The sequence below is a fragment of the Nocardioides sp. T2.26MG-1 genome (assembly GCF_950101795.1).
Classification (GTDB): Bacteria; Actinomycetota; Actinomycetes; order Propionibacteriales; family Nocardioidaceae; genus Nocardioides.
This window is the reverse complement of record NZ_CATNLZ010000032.1, coordinates 41,643-58,560: the sequence shown is the minus strand read 5'-3', so window position 1 is coordinate 58,560 and position 16,918 is coordinate 41,643. Positions and strand designations below refer to the sequence as shown.

Genomic DNA, 16,918 nt, shown 5'->3' with positions numbered 1-16,918 from the left:
GCCCGAGAACCTGCGGTAGCGTCTGCGACGTGCACGTCGTGATCATGGGCTGTGGGCGGGTCGGCTCGACGCTGGCCCGCAGCCTCGAGGACCGCAACCACACCGTGTCCGTGATCGACAGCGAGCCGGACGCGTTCCGCCGCCTCGGCCCCGGGTTCAACGGCGACAAGGTGACCGGTCAGGGGTTCGACCAGGAGGTCCTGGAGAAGGCCGGCATCCGCCGGGCCGACGCGTTCGCCGCGGTCTCCAGCGGCGACAACTCCAACATCATCGCCGCCCGGGTCGCCCGCGAGACGTTCGGCATCCAGCAGGTCGTCGCCCGCATCTACGACCCCGGACGCGCCGAGGTCTACCAGCGGCTCGGCATCACCACGGTCGCAACCGTGAAGTGGACCGCGGACCAGGTGCTCCGCCGGCTGCTGCCGGCCGGCGCCGAGCCGGACTTCCGCGACCCCTCGGGCACGATCCGGGTCGACCAGCTCCCGGCCTCCGACGCCTGGATCGGGCACCGGACCATCCTGTTCCAGCAGCAGGTCGGCTGCCGGATCGCCTGGATCGACCGGCTCGGCGAGGGCATGCTGCCCAACCGCGACAGCGTGATCCAGGAGGGCGACATCCTCCACGTCGCCATGCGCGAGGACAACGCCCCCCGCGCCTACCAGGTCATCGACAGCGGACCCGACGAAAGCTGAGTGAGCCATGCGAGTCGCCATCGCCGGAGCGGGCGCGGTCGGACGGTCGATCGCCCGCGAGCTGATCATGAACGGCCATGACATCCTGCTGATCGACAAGAACCCCGACTCGATCAAGCCCGAGCGGGTCCCCGACGCCGAGTGGCTGCTGGCCGACTCCTGCGAGATGTCCTCGCTCGAGGAGGCGCGACTCGACCAGTGCGACGTGGTCATCGCGGCGACCGGTGACGACAAGGCCAACCTGGTGACCTCGCTGCTGGCCAAGACCGAGTTCGGCGTGCCGCGCACGGTCGGCCGGGTCAACCACCCCAACAACGAGTGGCTGTTCACCGAGGCCTGGGGAGTCGACGTCAACGTGTCGACCCCGCGCATCATGTCCGCCCTGGTCGAGGAGGCCGTGACCGTGGGCGACCTGGTGCGGCTGTTCACGTTCCGCCAGGGCAACGCCAACCTGGTCGAGATGACGCTGCCCGCGGACTCGCCGTACGTCGGGAAGCCCGCGGGGCTGATCCCGTTCCCCGAGAACTGCGCGCTCGTGACGATCCTGCGCGACGGCCAGGTCTACGTGCCCGACGCCGAGCAGCCGGTCGAGGCCGGTGACGAACTGCTCTTCGTCGTCTCCTCCGACATCGAGGACAACCTCGAGCGGATCCTCGCCCCCTCCGGCCACGGCGGTTGAGTCGGGACTTGTGACGGTCGAGTCGGGAGTTGTGGTCGGGAGGTCACCCAGAACTCCCGACTGAAGCGTCAGAACTCCCGACTCAACGTCGGGTGTCGCCGCTCACGGGGGTCTTGTTGCGGGTCAGCACCCACGCCATCGCGGCGAGCGCGGCGAGCTGGAGCGGCCAGCCCATCCCGATCTTGAGGATGCCCAGGGCCGCGACCGCGGAGTCGGGGTCGATCGAGCCGGACTTGCCGGCGAACCAGATCGGCGCCTGCACGACCACCCGGACGAAGCACGGGATCGCGAGCAGCCAGGTCAGCGTCGTGCACAGCCGCACGATCTGGCGGTCCTGGTGCCAGGCGGTCGGGTCGCCGGTCACGCTGCCGACCATGAAGCCCACCAGGGGCCACCCGATCAGGCAGGTCAGCGACAGCACCACCGTGTAGCCGGTGTTGTAGATCAGCCCGGGCAGGAAGTAGGCGAGGGCCTGGTCGTTCTCGCTGCCGCCCTGGCGCGCCGAGATCGTCACGAACAGCCAGCCGATCCCGATGCCGAACAGCGCGTTGAGGACGAACTGCACGGTCGTGCGCTGCACCAGGCGCGCCACGAGCAGCACCACCGCCACCGCGATGCTCGACGCGAGCGCGAGCCGCAGCTCCTTGGTCGAGAGCCAGAGCACCGTGAAGATGATCGTGGGCACCGCGGCCTCGACCATGCCGCGCCGGCCGCCGAGGGCGCGCGTGATCTGGGCCCGGACCACGGCCTCGACGGTGTCGACGCTCGGCGGCACGTGCGCTGGTGGCTCGCTCACGGCATCAGCTCGTAGCGCGGGTTGTAGACGACCCGGTGGCCGTCGTGGCGCCCGATCCGGCCGCGGATCTCCAGCGACCGGCCGGGCACGATGCCGCCGATCCGGCGGCGGCCGAGCCAGATCACCGTGACGGTGCCGGTGCCGTCGTACAGCTCGGCCTCGAGGGCGGGCACGCCGCCGCGGGGTCGCAGGGTGACCGTGCGCAGCGTGCCGCGCAGCCGCACCGGCTCGCGTTCGGGCGCCTCGCCGATCCGGTTGAGGCTGTCGTCGCCGTAGGCCCGCCGCATGTCGCGGGCGTGCTGGTCACCGGCGTCCGCCCATCGACTGATGCTGCGCCGCAGCCGGCTCCGCTCTGCCATGGGGAGAGCCTAGGCGTCCGAGCGCTCGACGAGCTGCTCGCGAGGCGGCATCGTCAGCGGGAGCGCGGCGCCCACCGGCATCGCCTGCGCACCGCGGCGGATCACGACCTTCGCGATCGCGTCCTCCCACGGCCCGGACGCGTCGACGTCGACGGCCGGCTTGCCGAGCAGCGTGGCACGCAGCATCCAGCGCGAGCCGTTGACCCCGATGACCCGCGAGGGCTGGTTGCCGGTGCGGCCGTCCTGGGTGCGCACGGTGAGCTGGCAGACGAGCTCGGTGCCGAAGCGGCCCTCACGCTCGGTGGCGGTGCCACCGCGCTGGGCGTAGTCGGCGGCCAGCCGCGGGCGGATCTCGCCCCAGAGATCACCGCCGCGCGGCGCGGCGAAGGCACGCAGCTCGAGGGCGCCCTCGGGGCCGGCGAGCACGACGGCCTGGACCTCCTCCTCGTCCTCGTCGACCTGCAGCCGCAGCTCGAGGCCGTCGACGGGCGCGATCAGCATCGAGCCGAGGTCGACCCGCTGCAGGTGGTCGTGGTCCGGGATGTCGTCGATATCCAGCGGACCGGACGCGGCTGCGGCGTCCTCGGCGGCAGCGTCCTCGGCCGTGAGGCCGGGCTCGGCCGCTGCCTCGGAGTCGGCAGACTTGCGACGGAACTTCACGAACACTCCTCGATCGGGGATCACAGCACGGTCAGGACGGACCGAAGCCTCCGGTAGAACCGTAGCCCCCGGCGCCACGGACCGAGTCGGGGAGTTCCCCCACCTCGCTGAACCGGGCGCGCTCGACGCGCTGCACGACCAGCTGCGCGATGCGGTCGCCGCGGCGCAGCTCGATCTGCTCGCGGGGGTCGTGGTTGACCAGCATCACCTTGATCTCGCCGCGGTAGCCCGCGTCCACGGTGCCCGGCGCGTTGACGATCGACAGGCCGTGGCGGGCGGCGAGCCCCGAACGCGGGTGCACGAACGCGGCGTACCCGTCGGGGAGCGCGATCGCGATCCCGGTCGGCACCATCGCCCGCTCCCCCGGCGCCAGCGTCACGTCGACGGTCGTGAGCAGGTCGGCGCCCGCGTCGCCGGGATGGGCGTACGACGGCAGCGGCAGGTCCGGGTCGAGGCGCTGCACGAGGATCTCGAGGTCGTGGATGCTCACGTCGCCGGACCCTACCGGCCGGGCCGGGGCCCGGGATGGAAGGATTCCGCCCGTGACCCTGACCCCGGCCTACCGCGAGCGCCTCGGTGTGCCGCTGCGCTGGTGGGTGCAGGGCACGATGCTGGTCGCGACGTTCTGGCTGGCCGTGGTCGTCGCCCTGCCGGCGCTGGCCGCGTGGCTGGTCACGGCCGTGATGGTGGCGCTGCTCGTCGCAGCACTCTGGTCCTACGGCTCGGTGCACCTGGCGGTCGCGGACGGCACGTTCCGCGCCGGTCGGGCACACATCGCGGCGGCGTTCCTGGGGACCGCGACGGTGCTGGACGCCGAGGAGACCCGGCGTGCCGCGGGCGTGGAGGCCGACGCGCGTGCCTACCTGGTGCTGCGGCCCTACCTCAAGCGGGCCGTGAAGGTGGAGATCACCGACCCGGCCGACCCCACGCCGTACTGGCTGGTCGCCACCCGGCACCCCGAGGAGCTGGCCCGCGCGCTCACCGCCCTGACCCACGCGGGCTGACCCACGCGGGCTGACGCCGTCGAGCCGACGCGGGCGGGTTGACCGGACCGGCCCTGGGTACTGTTCGGCCATGGCATCTGGAGGATCCAAGATCTGGACCGTGTTCTCGCTCGTGTCCGCGCTCGGCGCCGCGGCGTTCGCCAAGAAGGCGATCGACAAGGGGTGGACGATCGCGACCGGCAAGAAGCCGCCGGAGAACCCCGCCGACCCCGACGTCGACATCCGCGAGGCGGTGGCGTGGGCGATCGCGAGCGGTACGGCGATCGGCCTCGCGCGGATGGTCGCCCAGCGCCGCGCGGCGTCCTACTACGCCCGCTCCACCGGCCATCTGCCCCCCGACCTCCGCAAGGACGACCAGCGGGCCTGATACGCCCTGAACAGGCCGAAGGCCGCGGACCCCTCGGGTCCGCGGCCTTCTGGCGTCGCTCTGGTGCCGCGCTCGATCAGGCGCAGTCGCGGCAGATCATCTTCTTCGGGTCCGCCAGCTGGCTGCGGTGGTGGACCAGGAAGCAGCTCATGCAGGTGAACTCGTCGTCCTGCTTGGGCTTCACCTCGACCGCGAGCTCCTCGTGCGACAGGTCGGCGCCGGGCAGCTCGAAGGACTCGGCGGCCTCCGCCTCGTCCTCGTCGACCTTGCCCGAGTTCTTGTCGTGGCGCCGCGCCTTGAGCTCCTCGATGCTCTCCTCGGACTGCTCGTCCTCGTTCTTGCGCGGTGCGTCGTAGTCAGTCGCCATCCGTCACTCACTCCCCTGGAACCTGCTGCCCCACGTCTTGTCGTCACGTGCCGATGCGGCACGGTCGGCGCGGCAGATTGTGCACCATCAGGGCCGGATGTCGCACACCGCCTCCACGTCGCGGGGCATGAACATCGGGTGACAGGCGCCTATTCCCCGCTCCGCACGCCTTCATCGGCCGTGAAACCCGATTCCTGAACGGCCGCGACCAGCTCGTCGAAACCGTGTGTCGGAGCACACACGACGAGGTCGCTGCCGCCGACCCCGGGCAGGTGCTCGAGCCGGGCGCCCGCGATCTGCGCGATCAGGCCGCCGGCGGCGTGGTCCCACAGGTTCACGCCCTCCTCGACGTAGCCGTCGAGCGAGCCCTCGGCCAGATGGCACAGGTCCAGAGCGCACGACCCGAACCGGCGGATGTCGCGGACCCGGGTGATCAGCCGCACCAGCGCCGCGGCCTGCAGGCCGCGGATCCGGGCGTCGTAGTTGAAGCCGGTGCCGACCAGCCGGAGGTGCAGCGGCGTCGGGGCGCGTACGGCGAGCGGGGTGCCGTCGCGGGTGGCCCGCGCGGCCGCGCCGCCGCGCTCGAGGAGGTCGGCCAGGTGCCCGACGTACTCGACCCCGCTCGCGACGTTGAGCACCACACCCGCGACGATCTCGCCCTCGCGCTCGGCCGCAATGGACACGGCGTACTGCGGCAGGTCGTAGAGGAAGTTCACGGTGCCGTCGATCGGGTCGACGATCCACCGGATGCCGTTGCGGGCGACGACGTCGTCGCCCTCCTCCCCCACAAACCCGTCGTCCGGGCGGCGGGCGGCGATCAGGCGCCGGATCAGCCGCTCGCTGGCCCGGTCGGCCTCGGTGACGATATCGACCTCGCTGGACTTGGTGGCGGCCACCGTCACCCCGGCCGCCCGGCGGCCGCGGACCAGCTCCGCCGCCTCGCGGGCGACCTCGAGCGCCAGCTGCGCCAGCGACGCGTTGGACGGCTCGATCTCGGTGCCGAACGGCCGGCTCATGAGTCGGCGCCCGCCAGCGCCGGCCGCTCGGCGCGCGGGTTGGGGCAGCAGCCCGCCGGACAGCGGTCCCAGCACGCCGGCCACCGACCCACCGCAGCCCGGACCACGTCCTCGCCGCGCTCGACCGCGGCCCGCTCGAGCAGCAGGTCGCGCACCGTCGCGACGAACCGCGGGTCGACACCCGCGGTGGCGGCGCGCATCGCGGGCAGCCCGATCTCGGCGGCGGTCGCCAGCGCCTCGGTGTCGAGGTCGTAGACGACCTCCATGTGGTCGGACACGAAGCCGATCGGCACCATCACGACAGCGGGCGCGCCGTCGGCGTGCAGCTGCCGGAGGTGGTCGTTGACGTCGGGCTCGAGCCACGGGATGTGCGGCGCACCGGACCGCGAGCAGTAGGCAAGCTCGTGGTGGTGGCGCCGGCCGGTCTCCTGGAGGATCCGCTCGACGATCTCCTCGACGACGCTGAGGTGCTGGTCGACGTACGCGCCACCGTCGGGCCCGCTGCCGTCGTTCATGGTCAGCGGCACCGAGTGCGTGACGAACACCAGGTGGGCCTGGTCGCGGACCTGCTCGGGGAGGTCGGCGAGCGCCGCGAGGGTGGCGTCGACCATCGGCTCCACGAAGCCGGGGTGGTTGAAGTAGTGCCGCAGCTTGTCCAGCACCGGTGCGCCCGGCACGTCGGCGACGGCGTCGAAGAGGTTCTCGCGGTACTGCCGGCAGCTGGAGTACGACGAGTAGGCGCTGGTCACGAAGCAGGCCGCCCGGGTCACGCCGTCGGCGGCCATCTGCCGCAGCGTGTCGGCCAGGTAGGGATCCCAGTTGCGGTTGCCCCAGTAGACGGGGAGGTCGATCCCGGCGCCGGCCAGGTCCTCGCGCAGCGCGGCCAGGAATGCGCGGTTCTGATCGTTGATCGGCGAGCGGCCGCCGAAGCCGTAGTAGTGCTGGCCGACCTCTTCGAGCCGCTCGCGCGGGATGCCCCGGCCGCGGGTGACGTTCTCGAGGAACGGCACCACGTCCTCGGGGGCCTCGGGTCCTCCGAAGGACACCAGCAGGACGGCGTCGTACGGGGTGGGGTCGGGGGTCATGCGTTCATCGTAGGGAAGGGCGCGATAACGATTCGTGGCCGGTGTGCCCGCAGCAATACGCTCCTCGCGATGCTCACGACCTACCGCCGGATTCTCGCTCGGCCCGGCGCTCTGCGGTTCTCCGTCGCCGGCCTGTTCGCGCGGCTCCCGATCTCGATGGTCGGCCTCGGCATCGTGCTGCTCGTCTCCGCCGCGACCGGGCGGTACGGCGTCGCCGGGGCCGTGTCGGCCGCGTACATGCTCGCCAACGCGGGCTTCGCGATCCTGCAGGGCCGGCTGCTCGACAAGCTCGGCCAGGCGCGGGTGCTCAGCACGGCGAGCATCGGGTTCGGCGTCGCGATCGCGCTGCTGGTGGTCTCGGTGCAGGCCGACTGGCCGATCGGGACGTCGTACGTGTTCGCCGCCGTCGGCGGCGCGCTGCTGCCCCAGGTCGGCTCGTGCGTGCGCGCGCGATGGTCCTACGTGCTCGACCGGCCCGCCGACGTGCAGACCGCCTACGCGCTGGAGGCCGTGGTCGACGAGGCCGTGTTCATCCTCGGCCCGATCCTGGTCACCCTGCTCGCGACCGCCTGGCACCCGGTCGCCGGGCTCGCCGTCGGCATCGTGGCCTGTGTGGCCGGCACGCTGGCGTTCACCGCCCAGTACGCCACCGAGCCGCCCCCGCACCCGCGGTCGGCGACCTCGGGCCCGCGCCCGGGCATGCCCTGGCGCACGGTGGTCGCGCTGGCCGTGGTGTGCGCGGCGCTCGGGGTGCTGTTCGGCGCCGCCGAGGTCACCACCGTGGCGTTCGCGGACGAGCACGGCCACAAGTCCTGGTCGGGCGGGCTGCTGGCGCTGTGGGCCCTCGGCAGCCTCACCGCCGGCATCCTCTCCGGCGCGGTCCCGTGGCGGAACGGCCCGTCGGTGCGGGTGCGCTGGGGCGCGCTCGCGATGGCCTGCGCGATGATGCCGCTCTACTTCGTGGGGTCGATCCCGCTCATGGGTCTGACGCTGTTCGTCGCCGGCTTCGCGATCGCCCCGACGATGATCGCGACCATGTCGCTCACCGAGGCGACGGTGCCGGCCGGCCGGCTCACCGAGGGCATGGCGATCATGCAGACCGGCCTGGTCGCGGGCGTCGCGCCGGGGGCCACGCTCAGTGGTCTCGTGGTCGACCACCAGGGCGCGTCCGCGGCGTACCTCGTCTCGGTCGGTGCCGGACTGGTCGCCGCCGTGGCGGCGCAGGCGTTGCCCCGAGAGCGCCGGACGGCGGTCCCGGAAGCCACTAGGGTCGCGCCGTGAGCGAGTGGAGCAACTGGGCGGGGATCGAGTCGGCGCGGCCGGCCAGGGTCGAGGAGCCGGCGGACACCGCGGCGATCGTGGCCGCGGTCGAGCGGGCCAGGTCCGAGGGCACCACCCTGAAGATGGTCGGCACCGGCCACAGCTTCACCGCGATCTCCGCGCCTGAGCACACGGTGCTGCGCCCCACCCACCTCGGCGGGATCGTCGCGGTCGACCGGGACGCGATGACGGTGACCGCGCTGGCCGGCACCCAGCTCAAGGAGCTCAACCGGCAGCTCGAGGCGCTCGGGCTGAGCCTGCACAACATGGGCGACATCGCCGAGCAGACCCTGGCCGGCGCCACCTCGACCGGCACCCACGGCACCGGCGGGGTGGCCGCGTCGCTGTCGGCGCAGATCTGCGGGCTGACACTGGTCACCGGCACCGGTGAGGTCGTCACCGCCACCGAGACCGAGAACCCCGAGATCCTCGAGACGGCCCGGGTCGGGCTCGGCGCGCTCGGCGTGCTCACGACGCTGACGTTCCGCGTCGAGCCGCTGTTCGTCCTCGAGGCCACCGAGAGCCCGATGGGCTGGGACGAGGCGCTGGACGGGTTCGACCAGCGGATCGCCGAGCACCACCACGTCGACACGTACTGGTTCCCGCACACCGACCGGATGCTCACCAAGACCAACGACCGGCTCGACGTCGACCCCTCCGAGACCTCGCCGCTGTCACGGCTGCGGTACTGGTGGGACGACGAGTTCCTCTCCAACCACCTCTTCGGCGCGCTCAACCGGGTGACCAACCGGGTGCCCGCGATCATCCCGTCCTTCAACCAGGTCTCCAGCCGGCTGTTGTCCGCGCGCACCTACAGCGACGTCGCCCACCGGGTCTTCATCTCGCCGCGGGGCGTGGTGTTCCGGGAGATGGAGTACGCCGTCCCGCGGTCCGCGGGTCTCGCTGCGCTGCGGGAGTGCCGGGCGGCGATCGACGCCTCCGACCTGCGGATCACGTTCCCCGTCGAGATCCGGGTGACCCCCGCCGACGACATCCCGCTGTCGACCTCGTCGGGCCGCGACTCGCTCTACCTGGCGTTCCACACCCACCGCGACGTCGACCACCTCGCGTACTTCGCGCTGCTCGAGCCGATCCTGCGCGCCCACGACGGGCGGCCCCACTGGGGCAAGGTGCACACCCGGTCCGCCGCCGACCTGGCCCCGGCGTACCCCCGCTTCGAGGAGTTCCTCGCCCTGCGGGACAAGCTCGACCCCGACCGGGTGTTCGCGAACCCCTACCTGCGGCGGGTGCTGGGCGACTGAGGCCCGCTCAGACGCTCGCCGACCCCGTGGCGATCGGCGCCTGCCAGTGCCGCCAGATCGCGAGCAGCCGCCAGACGGTGCACAGGCCCCCGCCGGCGACCACGACCACCCCGAGCGGCAGGTCGAGGTGGGTGCCGGCGACCACAACGACCGCGCCGGCCAGGGCCGGGGTGGCGTAGAGCTCGCCGCGGAAGACCGCGGGCACGCGGCCGGCCAGCAGGTCGCGGATCACGCCGCCGCCGATGCCGGTGACCATCCCCATCAGCGCCGCCGGCGCCGGGCCGAGCCCGTAGTCCATCGCCTTGAGCGCACCGGTGACGCAGAACAGCCCGAGCCCGAACGCGTCGAGCACGTTGACCGAGCGCTCCACCCGGCCGAGCACCGGGTGGTAGAAGAACGACACCGTCCCCGCGACCACGGGCACCACCAGGTAGCGCCAGTCCTCCAGCGCGGCCGGCGGCGTCGCGTCGATGAGCACGTCGCGCAGGAAGCCGCCGCCGAGGCCCGTCGTACCGGCCAGCACCAGGACGCCGAACACGTCCAGCCCCTTGCGGACGGCGACCAGCGCCCCGGTGATCGCGAACACGGTGATGCCCACCAGGTCGAGGACGACCAGGGTCGTGGACGGTTCGGTGGAGGGCACTCCAGGAGGCTAGTACGGCGGCCGGGGCACGCCGCGACGATCCCGGCGACCGGCCCCCCGCTGGCGTAGGCTCGGCGCACCGAAGACGCAACGACGATGGGACAAGGAGCTCGACCACCGATGGCGCACCTCACGCTCGCCGGAGTGAGCGATGGCGGGAAGCGCCTGCGCCTGGTCGACGACGACGGCGTCGAGCACACCCTCGACATCGATGAGCGCCTTCGGGCCGCAGTGCGCGGGGATCCGACCCGCCGATTGGAGACCAAGATGGACAGTGCCCTCCGCCCCCGCGACATCCAGGCCAGGATCCGCGCCGGGGAGACCCCCGAGGCGGTGGCACAGGCAGCCCAGACGTCGGTGGACAAGATCATGGCCTTCGCCGCCCCCGTGCTCGCCGAGCGCCAGCACGTCGCGGAGCGCGCGCAGCGCTCGTCCGTACGCCGCACCGACGGCGGCCAGGCCGGGAGCGGCACCCGCACCCTCGGCGACGCCGCGGCGAGCCACCTGCGGTCCGCCAACGTCGACCCGGACACGATCAAGTGGGACGCCTGGCGCCGCGAGGACGGGCGCTGGTCGCTGATCGCGACGTACTCCTCCCCCGAGCGCAGCGGCACGGCGGAGCTGACCTTCGACGCCCCCGGCAACTACGTCACCCTCGACAACGAGGACGCCCGGTGGCTGGTGGGCGAGGCGGTGGCGGTCGCGGCGCCCGCGCACGACGACCTGCGCCACGCCCGGCAGCGCCGGCTGAGCGCGGTCGGAGAGCTCGACCAGGAGCTCCCCCTCGGCGAGGACGCGATCGGCCTGGTCTCCGAGCAGCCCGTCGAGGCGTTCCTCGACGACGAGCCGCTCACCGACCCCGCCGTCGTCGCCGAGGACGCCGGGCTGCGCGAGGAGGCCACGCAGGCCGAGGCCGAGGACGACCTGCACGGCGGCGAGCCGGCCCCCGAGACCGCCGCGCCCGAGCCCGGGCAGCACGACCACGAGCCGCCGAGCCGCCGCCCGGTGAAGAAGACCCGCGGCCGCGCCTCGGTGCCGAGCTGGGACGAGATCATGTTCGGCGGCGGCAAGCAGGAGTAGCCCCGCCGCGGCCCTGTCCACGGCCGCCACCCGCAGGTAGCCTCCCCCGCATGTCGTACTTCGTGACGGGGGCCACAGGGTTCATCGGTCGGCACCTGGTCCGGGAGCTGCTCGACCACCGCGAGGGCGACGTCTTCGTGCTGGTCCGTGAGGGGTCGCTGCACCGGATGGAGGCGCTGATCTCGCGCTGGGACACCGACCGGGTGGTCCCGGTGGTCGGCGACCTGTCGACGGACGCCCTCGGCGTCGACCCCGCCTGGGTGAAGGCGCACCGGGGCGACGTCGACCACTTCTTCCACCTCGCGGCGATCTACGACATGACCGCCGACGACCAGACCAACGAGACGCTCAACGTCGGTGGCACCCGCAACGCGCTGGCGCTCGCCGAGGCGCTGGACGTCGGCTGCCTCCACCACGTCTCCTCCGTCGCGGCGGCAGGCGAGCACCGCGGCCGGTTCGACGAGTCGATGTTCGACGAGGGGCAGCACCTGCCCTCGGCGTACCACCGGACGAAGCACGAGTCCGAGCGCATCGTGCGCGAGGAGGGAGGCGTCCCCTGGCGGGTCTACCGCCCCGCGGTCGTCGTCGGCGCCTCCGACACCGGCGAGATGGACAAGGTCGACGGCCCCTACTACTTCTTCGGCGCGATGAAGATGATGCGCGACCGGCTGCCGTCGTGGCTGCCGCTGATCGGCCTCGACCTCGGCGACACCAACGTGGTGCCGGTCGACTACGTCGCGGCCGCCATGGACCACATCGCGCACCTGCCCGACCGCGACGGCGAGGCCTTCCACCTGGTCAACCCCGAGCCGCAGCCGGTGGTCGACATGGTCAACGCGTTCTGCGCGGCCGCGGGCGCGCCCCGGTTCGCCACCCCCATCGACCGCGGGATGACCCGCTATCTCCCCAGGGCCCTGACCCCCGCCGGGATCCTCAACACCCTGGCCGGCAACGGCGCCGTGCAGTCGGCACTCGACCTGGTGACCAGCCGCGTGGGCATCCCGGCCGAGGTGCTGGCCCACACGTCGTTCACCGCGGTCTTCGACTCGCGCCGCACCGAGCAGGCGCTCGCGGGCTCCGGCATCGGTGTCCCCGACCTGGAGTCCTACGCCCGGACGCTGTGGACCTACTGGGAGGAGCACCTCGACGAGTCGACCGGCCGGGACCCGCGGGTGCGCGACAAGCTGCAGGGCCGGTACGTCGTGGTCACCGGCGCCTCGTCGGGGATCGGCAAGGTCACCGCGCTCAAGGTCGCCCAGGCGGGCGGCACGCCGGTGCTGGTGGCCCGTGGCAAGGAGAAGCTCGACGAGCTCCGCGAGCTGATCGAGGCCCGCGGCGGCACCGCCGTCGTACAGCCCTGCGACCTCTCCGACCTCGAGGCCATCGACGCGCTCTGCGAGACCCTCACCGCCGAGCTGCCGTCGATCGACTACGTCGTCAACAACGCCGGCCGGTCCATCCGGCGCTCGCTGCGACTCTCCCAGGACCGGTTCCACGACTTCGAGCGCACCATGCAGCTCAACTACTTCGGCGCGGTCCGGCTGGTGATGGGCCTGGTGCCCGCGATGCGTGCCAACCGCGGCGGCCACGTCGTCAACGTGTCGTCGATCGGGGTGCAGACCAACCCGCCGCGGTTCTCGGCGTACGTCGCCTCCAAGGCCGCGCTCGACTCGTGGAGCAACGTGGTCTCGTCCGAGCTGTTCGGCGACGGCATCACGTTCACGAACATCCACATGCCGCTGGTGCGGACGCCGATGATCGCGCCCACCAAGCTCTACGACAAGTTCCCCACGATCTCACCGGCGCAGGCGGCCGACCTGGTCATCGAGGCGATGGTGGAGCGGCCGCACGAGATCAACACCGCGCTCGGCAACGCCGGGGCGATCGCCCACACGCTGACCCCCAAGCTGGCGTTCCGGGTGCTCAACATGGCCTACCACGTGTTCCCCGACTCGGCGGCCGCGAAGGGCGAGGTCGGCGGCGGCCGTGAGTCGGAGCAGATCATGCTGGCGAGGATGTTCAAGGGCGTGCACTGGTAGACGACGTCGACCCGCCCGAAACTTTCGGGCGGGTCAACGCTCCACGGGACGGCTCGGGTCGGTGATCCAGCCCGACCAGCTGCCCGGGTAGAGCGCGGCCCGGATCCCGGCCACCTCGAGCGCCACGATGTCGTGCACGGCGGTGACCCCGGACCCGCAGTAGACCGCCACGTCCTCGTCGCCGCTCACCCCAGCAGCGGCGTACAGCGCGCGCAGCTCCTCGGGGCTGCGGAACCGACCGTCCGCGCGCAGGTTCGTCGTCGTCGGCACGTTGACCGCCCCCGGGATGTGGCCCGCGACCGGGTCGATCGGCTCGACCTCGCCGCGGTAGCGCTCGAGGGCGCGGGCGTCGACGAGCACGGGTACGTCGAGCACGCCGTCCGCCTCGACGACCGGCAGCGCGCCGGGGCGGGCGGTGAAGTCGCCCGGCTCGGGAGGCACGGTGACGGCCTGGACCGCTCCCCCGGACGCCACCCACGCCGGCCAGGCGCCGTCGAGCAGCCGGACGTCCTGGTGGCCGTGGTAGCGCAGCAGCCACCACGCTCGGCCGGCGGCGAGGCCGGACCAGTCGTCGTACACGACCACGGGTCGGTCGTCGCGGACCCCCACCCGCCGCATCGCGGACTGGAAGGCCGCAGTGCTCGGGAGCGGGTGCCGCCCGCCGGCGCCCGGGGGTGCGGCCAGGTCGGCGTCGAGGTCGACGTACGCCGCTGCGGGCACGTGCCCGGCCTCGAACTCGGCGCGGCCGCCCGGGCCGCCCATCCGGTAGCGCACGTCGAGGACCGTGACCGAGCTCGGCCCGGCAGCGAGGTCGGCGGCGAGCTCGTCGGCGGAGATCAGCGGGGAGACCATGAGCCCATCCTGGCGGAGCGGACCGGCGTGACAGGATTCGCCCCGTGGCTGAACTGCACTTCTTCACCGGCACCATGGACTCCGGCAAGTCGACGCTGGCGCTCCAGACCAACCACAACCACTCGGCACGCGGGCGGGTGGGCCGGCTGTTCACCACCCACGACCGCGCCGGCCAGGCGACGGTGTCCAGCCGGCTGGGCCTGACCCACGAGGCGCTCGAGGTCGACCAGGAGTTCGACTTCTGGCGCTACGTCGTCGACTCGCTCACCCGCGGCGGCCGGATCGACTACCTGATCTGCGACGAGGCGCAGTTCTACACCCGCGACCAGATCGACCAGCTCGCCAAGATCGTCGACGAACTGCAGATCGACGTGTTCGCGTTCGGGATCCTCACCGACTTCCGCACCCAGCTGTTCGAGGGCAGCGCCCGGCTGGTCGAGCTCGCCGACCGGATGAACGTGCTGCAGGTCGAGGCGCTGTGCTGGTGCGGCAAGCGCGCCACTCACAACGCCCGCACCGAGAACGGCGCGATGGTCGTCGAGGGCGAGGTGATCGTCGTCGGCGACGTCGACGCCGTCGACCAGCCCCCGGCCGACGTGGCCTACGAGGTGCTCTGCCGCCAGCACCATCGCCGCCGCCTGACCGCCGCCCGCGCCAAGGCGGTCTCGCTCGCGCCGGAGCCGCTGCCGTTCGGCTGAGTCGGATCTCCCCGGTGAACCGGGGAAATCGCCCCCGCCCAGGAAAGGGAATCCCCTCTTCCGCTGGGTGGCTCCGGAGCCCTAGGTTGCGTGATCGTGGTCACATCTCGGGCTCGAGCCCGCACCCTCAGCGTCCTGACCGTCCTCGCCGCCGCGATCGGCGGCCTGTTCCTCCCGGCACCGGCCGCCCAGGCCGACGGGCCCGGGGTCGGCACCCCGTGGGTCGTCACCCTCGGCGACTCCTACATCAGCGGCGAGGCCGGCCGCTGGGCCGGCAGCAGCAACGCCTCGTCGAGCCGGGCCGACGCGCTCGGGTCGACGGCGTACTACGACAACGCCGCCGGCACCGGCGAGACCATCGCCCGCTGCCACCGCAGCAAGTCGGCCGAGGCGTACGTCGGGGGTGGGGTCAACGGCCTCAACCTCGCCTGCTCCGGCGCGAAGACCGCGACCTCCGACGGCGACAGCTTCAAGCCCGGCCTCGACTTCGCAGACTTCGGAGCGGGCAAGCTGGGGCAGGCCAAGATGCTGCAGCAGTTCGCCACCAGCCACCGGGTGGGCATGGTCGTGGTCTCGATCGGCGGCAACGACTTCAACTTCGCCGACGTCGTCACCTCCTGCGTGAGCGACTTCCTCGCCTCGCCGACCTGGTGGAAGGACTACTGCTACGACGACAGCTCGGTGAAGGCGAACTTCACCGCCGCCAACGTCTCGGCCGTCCGGGCCCGCATCACGACCGCGCTGCGCAACGTCGCCGCCGCGATGCGCAACGCCGGGTACGCCGACTCCCAGTGGACGCTGCTCGTGCAGAACTACCCGAGCCCGATCGCCCGCGGCGCCGGCTTCCGCTACTCCGAGAGCGGCTACACCCGACAGAGCACCGGCGGCTGCGGGTTCTGGAACAAGGACGCCGACTGGGCCAACGACTCGGCGCTGCCGACGATCAACGGCGCGGTGTTCGGGGCGGTGGCCGACTCCGGGCTCACCAACGCCCGCACCCTCGACCTGTCCACCGCGTTCAACGGCCGACGCCTGTGCGAGAACACCGTCGGGCTCTACGAGGAGAAGGGCATCGCCAACTGGATGTCGCCGGGCGCGGTCGACCAGACCGAGTGGATCAACCAGATCCGCACGGTGTCGACCGCCGGGTCGAGCAGCCCGTACTACATCCAGGAGTCGCTGCACCCGAACTACTGGGCACAGCTCGCAACCCGCGCCTGCGTCCGCCAGGCCTGGAACGGTGGCGCCCCCCGCAGCGGCAAGTGCACGATCGCGGGCACCGGCCTGCTCAACGGCGAGCCGAGGATGAGCCTGAACTGATCCCCGGCGGCGGGGGGCGGCGTGCCGGCCCCCGCATCGCCGCGTGCAGGCCGGGGGCGGCGTGGCGCACCAGGTCCGCGACCGGCATCGAGGCGACCGGCTCGGCCTCGAGCCAGTAGCGGACCAGCAGGAGCCCGGCGATCTGGGCCCCGAACGCCGCCGCCCGCGCGGACGCGTCCGCTCCACCGAGACGCTCGGCCAGGGGGCCGATCATCTCGGTCTGGAGCACCTCGCGCAGCAGCCGGGCCACCTCCGGGTCGTTGCCGGCGCTGGTGACCAGCAGCCGCAGCGGCCGGCCGCCCTCGGGGTCGTCCCAGACGCCGATCACCGTACGCACCAGACGCTCGGGAAGCGTGGCCGGATCACCCGCCAGGACCGCGCGGAGCAGCTCCGGTGGGTTGACCGCCAGCGCGAGCGCGGCGCCGAGCAGGCCCTTCTTGGAGCCGAAGTAGTAGCTGACCAGGGCCGCGTCGACGCCCGCCTCCTGCGCCACCCCGCGCATCGTCACGGCCTGGTAGCCGTCGAGCAGGAACCGCCGCCGCGCGACGTCCAGGATTTCAGCCCGGGTGTCGGGTTTGCCCGCCCGGCGGCCCCGACGGCCGCGGCTCACCGACTCCCCCGCGCTCACGAAGCCGGCTCCACGGGCCGGCCGCGCGACCAGGAATTCATCACGCTTGAA

General features: G+C 72.5%; 20 protein-coding genes. 10 read left to right on the top strand and 10 right to left on the bottom strand.

The window, feature by feature from the left end:
- The first annotated feature begins 29 nt into the window (after positions 1–29).
- Complete coding sequence (locus QQZ14_RS15325; RefSeq protein ID WP_284535213.1) at positions 30–692, top strand: potassium channel family protein; 663 nt, start codon at positions 30–32, stop codon at positions 690–692.
- Between the two features lie 7 nt (positions 693–699).
- Entirely contained in the window at positions 700–1,371 is a 672-nt protein-coding gene (locus tag QQZ14_RS15320; RefSeq protein WP_284535212.1) for a potassium channel family protein, read from the top strand.
- Positions 1,372–1,453: 82 nt separating this feature from the next.
- On the opposite strand, the gene QQZ14_RS15315 is transcribed toward QQZ14_RS15320, so the two are convergent.
- From QQZ14_RS15315 to dut, 4 genes are read right to left on the bottom strand one after another with little or no spacing between them, the layout of a single operon-like run.
- Positions 1,454–2,167, bottom strand: a complete 714-nt coding sequence (locus QQZ14_RS15315) for a DUF3159 domain-containing protein (RefSeq protein ID WP_284535211.1) — start codon at positions 2,165–2,167, stop codon at positions 1,454–1,456.
- Entirely contained in the window at positions 2,164–2,526 is a 363-nt protein-coding gene (locus QQZ14_RS15310) for an OB-fold nucleic acid binding domain-containing protein (RefSeq protein WP_446740495.1), read from the bottom strand. Before QQZ14_RS15310 ends, QQZ14_RS15315 begins: the two co-directional genes overlap by 4 nt.
- 9 nt (positions 2,527–2,535) lie before the next feature.
- Positions 2,536–3,186, bottom strand: a complete 651-nt coding sequence (locus QQZ14_RS15305) for a DUF3710 domain-containing protein (RefSeq protein WP_284535210.1) — start codon at positions 3,184–3,186, stop codon at positions 2,536–2,538.
- 31 nt (positions 3,187–3,217) lie between these two features.
- Complete coding sequence (gene dut, locus QQZ14_RS15300) at positions 3,218–3,670, bottom strand: dUTP diphosphatase (RefSeq protein WP_284535775.1); 453 nt, start codon at positions 3,668–3,670, stop codon at positions 3,218–3,220.
- A gap of 58 nt (positions 3,671–3,728) precedes the next feature.
- Here dut and QQZ14_RS15295 point away from each other — a divergent pair, with 58 nt between their 5' ends.
- Positions 3,729–4,190, top strand: a complete 462-nt coding sequence (locus tag QQZ14_RS15295) for a DUF3093 domain-containing protein (RefSeq protein WP_284535209.1) — start codon at positions 3,729–3,731, stop codon at positions 4,188–4,190.
- A 70-nt stretch (positions 4,191–4,260) separates the two neighbouring features.
- Complete coding sequence (locus QQZ14_RS15290; RefSeq protein WP_284535208.1) at positions 4,261–4,557, top strand: DUF4235 domain-containing protein; 297 nt, start codon at positions 4,261–4,263, stop codon at positions 4,555–4,557.
- Positions 4,558–4,633: 76 nt separating this feature from the next.
- On the opposite strand, the gene QQZ14_RS15285 is transcribed toward QQZ14_RS15290, so the two are convergent.
- The 3 genes from QQZ14_RS15285 to QQZ14_RS15275 form a co-directional block, all read right to left on the bottom strand.
- Positions 4,634–4,924 carry a DUF4193 domain-containing protein gene (locus QQZ14_RS15285; protein WP_011756350.1) on the bottom strand — a complete coding sequence of 97 codons (291 nt, stop codon included), beginning with the start codon at positions 4,922–4,924 and terminating at the stop codon, positions 4,634–4,636.
- A gap of 149 nt (positions 4,925–5,073) precedes the next feature.
- Positions 5,074–5,940 (bottom strand): inositol monophosphatase family protein, encoded by an 867-nt coding sequence (locus tag QQZ14_RS15280; protein WP_284535207.1) that lies wholly within the window; start codon positions 5,938–5,940, stop codon positions 5,074–5,076.
- The gene (locus QQZ14_RS15275; RefSeq protein ID WP_284535206.1) at positions 5,937–7,025 is read right to left on the bottom strand and encodes a ferrochelatase; all 1,089 of its coding nucleotides are present in this window, start codon (positions 7,023–7,025) and stop codon (positions 5,937–5,939) included. The genes QQZ14_RS15280 and QQZ14_RS15275 overlap by 4 nt, the downstream gene beginning before the upstream one ends.
- 69 nt (positions 7,026–7,094) lie before the next feature.
- On the opposite strand from QQZ14_RS15275, the gene QQZ14_RS15270 reads away from it, so the two are divergent.
- Together QQZ14_RS15270 and QQZ14_RS15265 are read left to right on the top strand one after the other, a co-directional pair.
- Positions 7,095–8,306, top strand: a complete 1,212-nt coding sequence (locus tag QQZ14_RS15270) for an MFS transporter (protein WP_284535205.1) — start codon at positions 7,095–7,097, stop codon at positions 8,304–8,306.
- Positions 8,303–9,607, top strand: a complete 1,305-nt coding sequence (locus QQZ14_RS15265; protein ID WP_284535204.1) for a D-arabinono-1,4-lactone oxidase — start codon at positions 8,303–8,305, stop codon at positions 9,605–9,607. Before QQZ14_RS15270 ends, QQZ14_RS15265 begins: the two co-directional genes overlap by 4 nt.
- Before the next feature lie 7 nt (positions 9,608–9,614).
- Here QQZ14_RS15265 and QQZ14_RS15260 read toward each other — a convergent pair whose 3' ends face one another.
- A complete protein-coding gene (locus QQZ14_RS15260) occupies positions 9,615–10,250 on the bottom strand; it encodes a trimeric intracellular cation channel family protein (RefSeq protein ID WP_284535203.1) in 636 nt (211 codons plus the stop codon).
- Positions 10,251–10,370: 120 nt separating this feature from the next.
- Here QQZ14_RS15260 and sepH point away from each other — a divergent pair, with 120 nt between their 5' ends.
- Both sepH and QQZ14_RS15250 read left to right on the top strand, forming a co-directional pair.
- Entirely contained in the window at positions 10,371–11,330 is a 960-nt protein-coding gene (gene sepH / locus QQZ14_RS15255) for a septation protein SepH (protein WP_284535202.1), read from the top strand.
- A 50-nt stretch (positions 11,331–11,380) separates the two neighbouring features.
- Positions 11,381–13,369, top strand: a complete 1,989-nt coding sequence (locus QQZ14_RS15250) for an SDR family oxidoreductase (RefSeq protein WP_284535201.1) — start codon at positions 11,381–11,383, stop codon at positions 13,367–13,369.
- Positions 13,370–13,402: 33 nt separating this feature from the next.
- Here the strand turns inward: QQZ14_RS15250 and QQZ14_RS15245 are convergent, their stop codons facing one another.
- Positions 13,403–14,221 carry a sulfurtransferase gene (locus QQZ14_RS15245; RefSeq protein WP_284535200.1) on the bottom strand — a complete coding sequence of 273 codons (819 nt, stop codon included), beginning with the start codon at positions 14,219–14,221 and terminating at the stop codon, positions 13,403–13,405.
- Between the two features lie 44 nt (positions 14,222–14,265).
- Here QQZ14_RS15245 and QQZ14_RS15240 point away from each other — a divergent pair, with 44 nt between their 5' ends.
- Both QQZ14_RS15240 and QQZ14_RS15235 read left to right on the top strand, forming a co-directional pair.
- A complete protein-coding gene (locus QQZ14_RS15240; protein ID WP_284535199.1) occupies positions 14,266–14,919 on the top strand; it encodes a thymidine kinase in 654 nt (217 codons plus the stop codon).
- A gap of 96 nt (positions 14,920–15,015) precedes the next feature.
- Positions 15,016–16,239: a hypothetical protein gene (locus QQZ14_RS15235; RefSeq protein WP_284535198.1), complete on the top strand. Its 1,224-nt coding sequence runs from the start codon at positions 15,016–15,018 to the stop codon at positions 16,237–16,239.
- On the opposite strand, the gene QQZ14_RS15230 is transcribed toward QQZ14_RS15235, so the two are convergent.
- Positions 16,208–16,867, bottom strand: a complete 660-nt coding sequence (locus tag QQZ14_RS15230) for a TetR/AcrR family transcriptional regulator (RefSeq protein WP_284535197.1) — start codon at positions 16,865–16,867, stop codon at positions 16,208–16,210. The genes QQZ14_RS15235 and QQZ14_RS15230 overlap by 32 nt on opposite strands.
- Positions 16,868–16,918: the final 51 nt, after the last annotated feature.